Below are 8814 nucleotides of genomic sequence, written 5' to 3'. Positions count from 1 at the left end.
TAGTGTCGGGTCTGCCCTCCGGACCAGGGCCGACCACCCCGCACCCTCAATACTAACAATGCAGGCTGCGGTCGTAGAGCCTTAACGGGCGAGCAGGGTTCGCCTAAATGAAATTATGTTTTCCTGTCAATAACTCAGCGTCGTATTCTGCTTCTATGAGTAGAAAATGTTCAAGAGGATGTCTTCCGCACCGCGTATCCTAAGTTCTTGTGCAGAAAAATTCACTTCAAGACTATGCAGGATGACCCACGGCTTCAGCCCCGCACATCATTGTTCTTGTGGATTTGCTAAACTGCCTGTGGTGAAACGGTAGTGCGTCTGTCGAGCTGTGGCCTCAAGATATTAAAAAGCTCTGAGAAAGAGCAGCTACTTTCGTCAGCCCAGAAGTTCAGAGCGTACTTGGGGCGATCTGGTTCGAATGTTCTTGCCCGACGCGGCGGTAACCTGATTGACCCTGCTGGTTGGTGAGTGGGCCGGCATGGATGGGCCGGAGCTTGCCAAAAAGTCTTCGCAGTCGCGCTGTCTGGAAGCTGGAAGCTGGAAGCTGGAAGCTGGAAGCTGGAAGCTGGAAGGTGGACGGTTCCGCCGAGCGGCCGCTGAGCGCTTCGGCGTAGGGGTGCCTACTGCCATCCTCTGGGTCCGGATGTTGGGATTGGAAGGGTCCGAGTGGTCAGGGTAGGTGTCTGGCAGGGAAACAGCACACGAGCCCACGTCCAGCAGGAGTGTACCTATGCAAGCCTCGTCCCGTCGCGGCCTTCTCGGCGCGGCTGCCCTCCTGTCCTTCCCTCGCGCTTCCCAGGCGCAGGAGGGTGCCTACCCCTTGCGACCCATCCGTCTGATCGCCCCCTTTGGCCCGGGCAGCACCACTGACATCCTCGCTCGCCTCGTTGCGCAGAAGCTTACCGACCAGCTCGGCCAGCCAGTGATTGTCGAGAACCGCGTCGGGGCAGGCGGCAATATCGGGACCGAGGTCGCGGCGCGCGCCACGGCGGACGGCTACACGCTCCTCCTCGGTGCGGCGAGCACCAACGCCGTCAACCCGAGCCTCTACAGCAACCTGCGTTTCGACCCGATCCGGGACTTCACGCCCGTCGTGCACGTCGCGTCCGTGACCAACGTGCTGGTCGTCCATCCGGACCTGCCGGTGCGGAGTGTCCCGGATCTGATCGCCCTCGCGAAGCGGCAGGACCTTTCCTACGCCTCGGGCGGCGCAGGCGGCACGATCCACCTCTCTGGCGAGTTGTTCAAGAACCTCGCGGGCGTGGACATGGTGCACGTGCCCTACAATGGCAGCGCTGCCGCCTATCCTGACCTGCTCAGCGGTCGTGTCCCGGTGATGTTTGACTCCATCGCCACCTGCCTGCCCCACGTGCAGGGTGGGCGCCTACGCGCATTGGCGGTGACGGCCCCTTATCCTTCGCCGCTGCTTCCGGGCCTGAAGCCGATCGCGGAGAGCGGGCTGCCCGGCTATGCGGTTGAGGGGTGGTACGGTCTCTTCGCGCCCTCCGGCACACCCGGACCGATCGTCACCGGGCTGAACGCCTCCCTGGTCCAGGCGCTGTCCGAGCCCGCGACCCAGCAGGCGCTCCTCCAGCAGGGCGCCCAGCAGAAGGCGGACACCCCGGAAGCATTCCGAGCCTTCGTGCTGTCGGAGCGCGACAAGTGGGCCGCCCTGATCAAGGCGGCAGGGATCACCCAGAACTGACCCGACTGCCGCTTTGCGCGGTGCCCGTTTTCCGGAGGCCTGTATTATGAGTGCCGACGAACTCGCCTTCCTCACCATCGCGGAGGCTGGGCGGCTGATTGCCCAGCGCTCCCTGTCGCCCGTCGAGTTGGTGAAGGCGTTGATCGCGCGGGCGGAGGTGCTGGAGCCGCAACTGCACGCCTACCTGCGCCCGACCTTCGACGCCGCGCTGGAGGACGCGCGGCGCGCCGAGGGAGAGATCATGTCGGGCGGTCCCCGGGGCCCGCTGCACGGCATTCCCTACGGCCTGAAGGACGTCGTGGACGCGGCCGGGCTGCCAACCACAGGGCAGTCCCGTGTCTATGCCGATCGCGTCGCGTCGGAGAACGCCCATGTCACGGCCAGGCTGCGCGCCGCCGGGGCCATCTTGCTCGGCAAGCTCACGACGCATGAGGGAGCGCATGGCGGGCCCTCCTTCGACCTGGCTTGGCCGGCCGCACGCAATCCCTGGAACCCCGAACACTTCACCGGCGGCTCCTCCTCCGGCTCCGGCGCCGCCGTCGCGGCGGGGCTCATGCCGTTCGCTGTCGGCAGCGACACGGGCGGGTCCATCCGGAACCCGGCGGGGTTCTGCGGGCTTGTCGGCCTGAAGCCGACTTCGGGTCTCGTTAGCAGGCGCGGGGTGATGCCGAACTCCTTCAGCCTCGACCATGTCGGGCCGCTGACCTGGACAGTGGAGGACTGCGCCATCGCCCTCCAGGCCCTGGCCGGACACGACCCGCGCGACCCGGCGAGCGCAGCGATCTCTCCGCCTGATTATCGCGCCGCCCTGACGGGCGACATTCGCGGGCTACGCGTGGGCGTGCTGCGGCACCTGTACGAGGAGGAGGGCGGAGCGGCTCCTGCCACGGTGAGGGCGCTCGAGGAGGCGTTCGGCGTCTTGCGCCAGCTCGGCGGGCAACTCGAGGAGGTCCGCATCCGGCCCTCCACCGCCTACAACGACGTGAAGATCGTCATCGGCGAGAGCGAGATCCATGCCGTTCATGCCCAGGCGCTTCGCGAGCGGCCCGGCGACTTCGGCGAGGACTTCCTGGCGCGCATCCTGCCCGCCATCCTCTTCCGCGGGGCGGACTACGTGCAAGCGCAGCGGCTCCGACGGATGATGATGGAGGAGTTCGATCGGCTCTACGAGCGCTTCGACGTCCTGGTCACCGCTGCGCCGAGTCTTGCGCCGCGCCTGGACGCCTACAGGCCGTTGCAGTTCTGGCGAAAGACGACCTCACTGGTGACGCCCTTCAACATCCCGACGGGCCCAGCCTTGGCGCAGTGCATCGGCTTCCATCAGGGTCTTCCCCTGTCGATGCAGGTCGCAGGCCGCCCCTTCGACGAGGCGACGGTCCTGCGAGTGGCGCACGCCTTCGAGGGGGCGACGGATTGGCGCTCCTCTCGGCCGCATCTCAATCCGCATGCTCCGCCGCCGGTCACCCCGTTGGTGCCCGACCCTGAGCCGTCGTTGCTCTCGGCTGACCAGGAGGATGCTCTGCGCGGGCTCTCGCGAGCCGCCGGGCTGGACCTGCCAGATCGCGCCTTCCAGTACCTGTGCTCCGCGGCGCCCTATGCGCAGGCCATGGTGGGGCGGCTGCAGGTTCCGATGCCGCTGGAGCAGGAGCCGGCGTACCAAGTTGGCTAACGCCTTCGAAAGATGAGCTCCCGCCCTGCGCCCGATTGAAAGTGGGTGCTGCGAAGCACCCCAAGACCGTGGCCCCATGGGCGAAGCCGAGCGCTACGGCAGATACATTTCGCGGGCGGCCCAGGATGCTTTTGTGGTCGTCCGGCAGGGATTGAAAGGCGGCGGCGAGCCGAGCCAGGTCAGGGACCAAGGCGATATTCTTTCCACCGCTGATGGCCGTCATCACGGCTGTCGTACTACCAAGCAGCGGGTGCTCGCCGCTCAATGCGGTGAGCTTGCAGACCGCGATCTTCGAGATCGCGTTCTTGCCACTCTTTGGCATTGAGGAATGAGCTGTCCTGCCGCGAGCGCTGACATCGACACGACGTGAGCCCTTGTGAGCGACCAAGGGCTGGTTGCTCGTCGACTCCGCCACGGTAAGGAGCTCCGCTCCGCCAAGAACATCGCGCCGTGCTGGGTTGGTGCTCCCTGGCATCCTGTCTCCTCCCCAGCTTTGAGGCTGATCGCGCCAGTCATTTTTTCGACGACAGGACGAAGAGGTGACGATGCTGGCAGAGTCCTTTAAGAGTTCTGATTGACGGCTGCCTCGCTGATCCTGGGAGAGCCTGGGCAGCCGTTCGGCTGCCCCTGTTTGCCCCCGCAAGCGCCGAGGACGCAGGGCGGCAATGCGGGTAAGGCAGGCAACAACATAAATCCGGCCTGGAAAATCGCGCACACAGGTCGCAGATGTGCGCCGCCGCGCGAGGCTTTACGGCCGAGCGTGCGACGTCGTGCGTCTTCTTGATGGAGTTCGAAATGGCAGTGACCGGCGCAGGCGAGCTGGTGTTGGACGAGCGTGAGGAGGCCCTGCTTGCCGCCCTGCCCGAGGCTGAGGGTCATGCCCTCCGGCAGCTTGCGGAGATTGCCCGGAGCCGCGGGCACGTCACTCACGCCGAAATCGAAGCTGCACTGCCCAGCGAGCAGCTCTCGTCCGATCGCATCGAGGACGCCTTGCGCGTTCTGGCCTATATCGGTGTCGAGGTATCGGAACAGGACGACGCCGACGAAGCTGATGGCGCCGATGCCGGGATCTCAGGCAAGCCGGGGGTAGCCGCGGAGGAGGACGAGGAGGCCAGCGGCAACATCAAGGCCGAGGCTGGCATCAGCGCGGACCCCGTCCGCATGTACCTGCGCGACATGGGCGAGAAGACGCTGCTCACCCGCGAGGGCGAGATCGCCATCGCCAAGCGCATCGAGACCGGGCGCGCCATGATGATCGAGGGGCTTTGCGAGGCGCCTTTGGTGCTGGACGCCATCCTGGATTGGGCCGCCGCCGTCCAGGAGGAGCGCATGCTCCTGCGCGACGTGCTCGACCTCGAGGCGACCGCGGGGACCGGGGACGGTCCGGTGGACGACGGCGAGGGTGACGAGGAGCGCGACGAGGCGGAGGGACAGTCGGGAACAACCTCTCCCTCGGTCCTGGAGCAGGAGGTCAAGCCCGAGGCGCTCGCCGCCTTTGCCGCGATCAAGGCTGCCCATGACGGATGGAAGAGCCTCCAGATCCGCCGGATGGCTGCCTATGCCGATGGCGCATCCCTGTCGGACGACGACGAGGCGGACTATGCCCAATTGCGCGGCGAGCTCGTGGCGCTAGTCGGCAAGCTGCACCTGCATGCGAACCGTGTTGCCGAACTCGTGGACCGTATGCGCGACCTCAACAAGCGGTTAACCGCGGCCGAGGGGCAGCTGCTGCGCGTAGCCGAGGGGGCTGGCGTCAAGCGCGACGACTTCCTGGCGGCCTACCGCGCCGCGGGCTCGTCGCCGGAATTTATTCCCGGCCTCGCCAACCGCAAGGGAAAGGGATGGCTCGCACTGGCCACCCGATACGCGGAGGAGGCCGAGAGCGCCCGTTCGGCGATCCTGGGGCTCGCCGTCGAGGCGGGGATGCCCGTCGACGAGTTCCGCCGGGTACAGGCCGTGGTGGCACGGGGCGAGCGCGACATGAACCGGGCCAAGAAGGAGATGACGGAGGCGAACCTGCGCCTCGTGATCTCCATCGCCAAGAAGTACACCAACCGCGGCCTGCAGCTGCTCGACCTGGTTCAGGAGGGCAATATCGGCCTGATGAAGGCGGTGGATAAGTTCGAGTACCGCCGCGGCTTTAAGTTCTCGACCTACGCCACCTGGTGGATCCGCCAAGCGGTAACACGGAGCATCGCCGATCAGGCTCGGACCATCCGCGTGCCGGTGCACATGACGGAGACGGTGAACAAGCTGAACCGCACATCGCGGCAGATGATGCACGAGCTTGGGCGGGAGCCGACGCCCGCGGAGCTTGCCGCCAAGATGGGCCTGCCCGTGGACAAGGTCGTGAAGGCGCAGAAGATCGCCCGGGAGCCGATCAGCCTTGAGACGCCGATCGGCGACGAGGAGGACAGCCACCTCGGTGACTTCATCCGGGACGACAACGCCGTCATGCCGCTGGATGTGGCGGTGCATGCGGGCCTGAGGGACGCCGCGACCCGCGCCCTATCCGAGCTGAGCCCCCGTGAGGAGCGCGTGCTGCGGATGCGCTTCGGCATTGGTGTGAACTCCGACCACACGCTGGAGGAGGTTGGCCAGCAGTTCAATGTCACCCGCGAGCGCATTCGCCAGATCGAGGCCAAGGCACTGAAGAAGCTGCAACACCCAACCCGATCCAAGCAGCTCCGCAGCTTTCTGGACGGTGTCTGAGGCGTGTGCCTGGGTTAAGGCGCCCTCCCGTCAAACCCGCCGCACGTCTGCTGCCGCTTTGACAGGCGGATGCCATACCTGCTGAACCATCGAATGTGTTGTGGCCAGGATCTCTCCAAGAGGGTCCTGGCGCCACAACCGGGATGTCTGGTGGTCTGCAGGTACCCGACACCTGCGGCAACGAGCTTGGTCGCAGCGTGGCCCTGACGTTGCCCTCTACCCTCGTATCAGCCGTCAGTTCGGGCTGCGTCCTTGGAAGAGGCTTGCACACATTCCTCGCAGCCAACGGTTCGCCGGGTCTTGATGATAGCGGCTATGCCAATGCAGCTTCACCGTGAAGCCGGTGACGTTCATCGGACAGGAGTAAAGGCGCAGACCGTTCAATCCAGCAAGCGTCGTCCCGATGTGACGTGGCAGGGTGACGATGAGATCGGTGGTCGAGAGGATCGCACCGAGGCCGAGGAATCCAGGCAGTTCCAGCACCATGCGGCGGGTGATCCGATGGCGCTGAAGGGCTTCTTCCTGCAGCGCGTGCCCAGTGCCGGAGACGATGCCGATGTGGCCTTCGGCAGCGAAGTCGCTTAGCGTCAGCTCCGCACCGAGCCGAGGGTGGTCGCGGTTGGCTAGGCAAACCCAGTCCTGTTCGTAGAGGGCCAGCTGGTAGAATCCAGCCTCGAGTTCCGGGACGAACCCGAGAGCCAGGTCGACTTCGCCTGACTGGAGGCGGTGGCCTGTATCCGGGCCTATCCTGACCACTTCGAGCTGCGCAAGCGGCGCCGCGTCTCGGAGCTTGGCAAGAATGCGCGGTAGCAGGGTGATGTGGCTCGCGTCGGTCATGCAGATGCGGAACTGCCGTCTTGTCGTTCCCGGCGTGAATGCCGGTTCCGGTGCCGATACCTGCCGCAGCGCCTCCAGGGCGGCGCGAGCCGGACCGGCCAGAGCCTCAGCCCGTGGAGTGGGAAGCATCCCTTCCGCTGTCCGCACAAACAGGGGATCATTGAGCGAGCGGCGGAGGCGACCGAGCCAAATGCTGATGGTCGGCTGACTCTGGCCGAGCTGCTCCGCGGCGCGAGTCACACTGCCGCCTTGGTAGAGCAGCAGGAACAGGCGGAGCAGCTTCGCGTCCAGTAGCGGCTCGACTTCGTCCTCTGCCATAACGCGCCACCATTATTGAGAAAAGCAATACAATCTATTGCGACCTTCGAATACGCAATACGGGTTCGTCTTGTCAGGATCGTTCCATCAGAACGGCGGATTGTCAGGAGGAGCGAGCCTTGAGGATTTGTATCCTGGGCGCCGGAGCGCTTGGGAGTGCCTTGGGTGGTGTGCTGGCGGAGGGTGGGGCGGATGTCCGCCTGCTCGGTCGGCCCGTGCACATGGAAGCTGTGAACCACAGTGGCCTGACACTCCGGGAAGGACAGCACGACCGGAAGGTGCACGTGCAGGCGCATACCGATGCGGCTGCCGTCGGCCCGGTCGACCTTGTCATCGTGCTGGTGAAGTCCTTCCACACCCGGGAGGCAGTAACGGCAGCTCGAGCACTAATCGGCCCAGAGACCACGGTGCTCTCGCTGCAGAACGGGTTGGGGCATGAAGACATCCTGACCGAAGTCGTGGGCCATGACCGGGTTGTCGCCGGAAAGACCTATGTTGGTGGCGTGATGCTCGCGCCCGGCCACGTCAGGGTCGGGACACTCGGCAAGGAGACCCTGATCGGCGAGCTGGATGGAACCGTCAGCGCGCGGCTGAGGCAGATCGCCGCCGTCTTTGAGGCTGCCGGTCTCGCGATCACGGTCAGCACCAACATCCTCGGCGTGATCTGGGACAAGCTCCTGGTTAATGTCGCCACGGGCGCCTTGAGCGGCATCACGCGCCTGCCCTACGGGCCGCTCTACGCTGTGCCGGAGGTCGAGGACTGCGCGATCGCGGCAGTGACCGAGGCCATGGCCGTGGCGCAGGCCCAAGGCGTCACCCTTGCCACCCTTGATGCTCGGGACGCCTGGGCCAAGGCGGCCGAGGGTCTACCCCCCGAGTTCAAGGCGTCGATGCTGCAGAGCCTGGAGAAGGGTTCCGCGACCGAGATCGACTTCATCAACGGCGCGGTGGTGCGCTGGGGCGAGCGGACCGGGGTGCCGACGCCGGTGAACCGGGTGTTGGTGGCCTGTATCAAGGGCATCGAGGCGGGCCTGGGCGGGGATGCTGCAGTCCTGGGGAGAGCCGCATGAGCGCTCCGGCCCGCTGCTACGTCGAGCACGTCGCCATCCGCGTGCGCGACCTGGACTGGCATCTCCGCTTCTTCCGCGACGCGCTCGGCATGGAGATCCGTGAGATCGACGGCGAGACAGCGGCGCCGCGGCAGGTCTGGCTGCGTGGCGGTCCTCAACTCGTGGCGGACCTCGATTTCGACGGTCCGGAGGGCCGCCTCTACCACCTCGGGGTCATGACGGCCGACCTGCAGGCATCCATCGCCGCCGCGCAGGACTGGGGTGTGCGGGAACTGCCGCAGGGCCGCAACTGGCTGGCCCTGCCGGACGGTCTCGTCGTCGAGCTGCTGCAGGCCAGCCCTGGCGCCGTCGAGGCCGCTCTCGCCGTCAATCCACGTGCCTGAGGAGAGTAAACAAATGTCAGAGGACCGGTACTACGAGGATGTCCAGGTCGGTGACGCGTCGGTCAGCCCGGAGGTGACCGTCACCGAAGCCATGGTGATGACTTACGCCGAGCTAACTGG

General features: G+C 65.8%; 6 protein-coding genes and 1 pseudogene. 5 read left to right on the top strand and 2 right to left on the bottom strand.

Features of this window, described 5'->3' with window-relative positions:
• Nucleotides 1-820: 820 nt before the first annotated feature.
• Both D9599_RS29595 and D9599_RS29590 read left to right on the top strand, forming a co-directional pair.
• Nucleotides 821-1705, top strand: coding sequence for a tripartite tricarboxylate transporter substrate binding protein (locus D9599_RS29595; RefSeq protein ID WP_198384927.1), 885 nt, complete (start codon nt 821-823; stop codon nt 1703-1705).
• 46 nt (nt 1706-1751) lie between these two features.
• On the top strand, nt 1752-3374 hold the full coding sequence (locus D9599_RS29590) for an amidase (RefSeq protein ID WP_198384926.1): 1623 nt from the start codon (nt 1752-1754) through the stop codon (nt 3372-3374).
• Between the two features lie 196 nt (nt 3375-3570).
• On the opposite strand, the pseudogene D9599_RS32640 reads toward D9599_RS29590, so the two are convergent.
• A pseudogene (locus tag D9599_RS32640) lies at nt 3571-3849 on the bottom strand (peptidase dimerization domain-containing protein); the annotation flags it as partial.
• Nucleotides 3850-4169: 320 nt separating this feature from the next.
• Here D9599_RS32640 and rpoD point away from each other — a divergent pair.
• Nucleotides 4170-6086 (top strand): RNA polymerase sigma factor RpoD, encoded by a 1917-nt coding sequence (gene rpoD / locus D9599_RS29580; RefSeq protein ID WP_198384925.1) that lies wholly within the window; start codon nt 4170-4172, stop codon nt 6084-6086.
• A 234-nt stretch (nt 6087-6320) separates the two neighbouring features.
• On the opposite strand, the gene D9599_RS29575 is transcribed toward rpoD, so the two are convergent.
• Complete coding sequence (locus D9599_RS29575; RefSeq protein ID WP_198384924.1) at nt 6321-7241, bottom strand: LysR family transcriptional regulator; 921 nt, start codon at nt 7239-7241, stop codon at nt 6321-6323.
• A gap of 119 nt (nt 7242-7360) precedes the next feature.
• On the opposite strand from D9599_RS29575, the gene D9599_RS29570 reads away from it, so the two are divergent.
• Together D9599_RS29570 and D9599_RS29565 are read left to right on the top strand one after the other, a co-directional pair.
• Complete coding sequence (locus D9599_RS29570; RefSeq protein ID WP_198384923.1) at nt 7361-8311, top strand: ketopantoate reductase family protein; 951 nt, start codon at nt 7361-7363, stop codon at nt 8309-8311.
• Entirely contained in the window at nt 8308-8694 is a 387-nt protein-coding gene (locus D9599_RS29565; RefSeq protein ID WP_198384922.1) for a VOC family protein, read from the top strand. The genes D9599_RS29570 and D9599_RS29565 overlap by 4 nt, the downstream gene beginning before the upstream one ends.
• The last annotated feature ends 120 nt before the right edge of the window (nt 8695-8814 follow it).

Source organism: Roseomonas sp. KE2513 (assembly GCF_016107305.1).
In the GTDB taxonomy this organism is placed as follows: Bacteria; Pseudomonadota; Alphaproteobacteria; order Acetobacterales; family Acetobacteraceae; genus Roseomonas.
Note: the sequence above shows the minus strand (reverse complement) of the source record. Positions and strands in the feature narration are given on the sequence as shown.

Coding starts and splice junctions, on each gene's coding strand:
- D9599_RS29590 (WP_198384926.1), top strand. CDS start 1,752: ATGAGTGCCGACGAACTCGCCTTCCTCACCATCGCGGAGGCTGGGCGG.
- rpoD (WP_198384925.1), top strand. CDS start 4,170: ATGGCAGTGACCGGCGCAGGCGAGCTGGTGTTGGACGAGCGTGAGGAG.
- D9599_RS29575 (WP_198384924.1), bottom strand. CDS start 7,241: ATGGCAGAGGACGAAGTCGAGCCGCTACTGGACGCGAAGCTGCTCCGC.
- D9599_RS29565 (WP_198384922.1), top strand. CDS start 8,308: ATGAGCGCTCCGGCCCGCTGCTACGTCGAGCACGTCGCCATCCGCGTG.